Source organism: Streptomyces phytophilus, assembly GCF_013870535.1.
GTDB lineage: Bacteria > Actinomycetota > Actinomycetes > Streptomycetales > Streptomycetaceae > Streptomyces > Streptomyces phytophilus.
This window is the reverse complement of the sequence record NZ_JACBXC010001401.1, coordinates 1-1,494: the sequence shown is the minus strand read 5'-3', so window position 1 is coordinate 1,494 and position 1,494 is coordinate 1. Positions and strand designations below refer to the sequence as shown.

Sequence of the window (1,494 nt, the reverse complement as noted above, 5' to 3'; positions counted from 1 at the left end):
GAGTCAGGAAAGTAATCGGCGGCCGATCCGATTGGATCGGCCGCCAATTCGTGTTTCACTACCTACCAGGGCGTTGGTTCATCGGTTGTGTAGTCCTGAACGTCGGACTGTGAGCGCCACTCGACTCCTGGCGTATCCTCCGCCCAGGAGAGGTCGTCTGGCTCCCTCGCTGCGAGGGTGATGTCATGGCCTGCGTCGGGATCGTCGCTCGGGTGGACGAGAGCCAGCCAGCTCTCGCCGAGGAGGATACGCGAATCACGGGCTGGCCAGTTCCATGCGGGGAAGGGGAGCTCATGGCTTCCTTCTCGAGACCAGAGCCAATCTGCCGGGACTCCTAGCGCGGATTTCTTCGCAGGAGCCCCCAGGATTGCCTCCAGGATTGTGGCGTGAATCAAGAATTCTGAGAGTCGCTCTCCGGTCCGTCGCCACGGGGTCGGTTCGTCGGATGGCTCTCGCTCGTAAACGGAGCAACCTTCACTTTTCGGGTCGAATGCCCAAACCCAAGTTCCTTGGTTCTCAATCCAGAACGGAATCTTTCCGTCTTCCGTTGCGAGTTCGGCGAGGGGGACGGCGTAGTTGTGTGAAGTGATCTCCCCAGCCCACTGGGCAGAGATCTCATGCCACTCGACAAGCTCCCCGGGTGCATCAGGTGATTCCCCCGGCTTCACATTGGCTGACTTCGGGGCGCCGTACCACCTCCGCAGAAAACGCAGCAGGCCCGGGCAGTCCGTGGGGGTGAGAGAGTTCATGTGCGACATTATGCGATACATGACGGGCGTCGGAGTGGGCTGATCGGCAAGTCGCTAATGAAGTGAGAGCCCGTAGGCGGGGCTCCCGCGGGCCATGACGGTAGCAGTTAACGGCAGCGTCAGCGAATGAGTGAGGCGGCGTCGTCGCCGTCGGCGCGCCCCGTCTTGGTTTCTCCAAGCTGCCGGGCGCTGAGCTGAGGGTGTGGACGGCGTCGTGTTGGAGGCGCAGCCAGGCGTGGGCGTAGACGGTGGCGGTGACGCCGATGTCGGCGTGGCCAAGGAGGTCCTTGATCACGATGAGTTCGACCCCCTGCCCCAGGGCAAGGTGGCGGAGGTCGTGGAAGCGGATGCGGCGGGGGCCGGCCTTGCGGAGGAGCGCGGTAAAGGTACGGGCGGGGTTGGTCGGGTCGATCGATCCGCCCTGCGCAGTGGTGAAGATGTGCCTGCTGGGGTGCCACACGGTGTTTGCTGCCTTGCGTTCGTGCTTCTGCCGGTCGTGATGGCGCTTCAGCGGCTGGACGCAGCAGGCGGGCGAGCGATGCGGCGCTCAGCAGCCTGTGTCTTGGTGGGCAGCGTGGTCGGCCCGCCTCCGCTGGTGCGCTGCAAGGTTCGGCGAATTGCGGCGGCTCCCGGGCCAAGGTCGTGGCCTTCCGCAGCGGAGGCCGAGGAGGTCGCCTTGTGGAGCCCAGTGCGGGGAGCGAGTACGAAGAACATGCGGCCGGTGTCCGCGCGGCGGTGGGCGGGA

At 64.7% G+C, this 1,494-nt stretch carries 2 protein-coding genes; both read right to left on the bottom strand.

Annotation, left to right across the window (positions count from 1 at the left end; all coding sequences use genetic code 11):
• Positions 1-62 precede the first annotated feature (62 nt).
• Positions 63-749 carry a hypothetical protein gene (locus H5J30_RS32790; RefSeq protein ID WP_181791322.1) on the bottom strand — a complete coding sequence of 229 codons (687 nt, stop codon included), beginning with the start codon at positions 747-749 and terminating at the stop codon, positions 63-65.
• Positions 646-1,209 (bottom strand): tyrosine-type recombinase/integrase, encoded by a 564-nt coding sequence (locus tag H5J30_RS37580; protein ID WP_309505704.1) that lies wholly within the window; start codon positions 1,207-1,209, stop codon positions 646-648. Before H5J30_RS37580 ends, H5J30_RS32790 begins: the two co-directional genes overlap by 104 nt.
• Between the last annotated feature and the right edge of the window lie 285 nt (positions 1,210-1,494).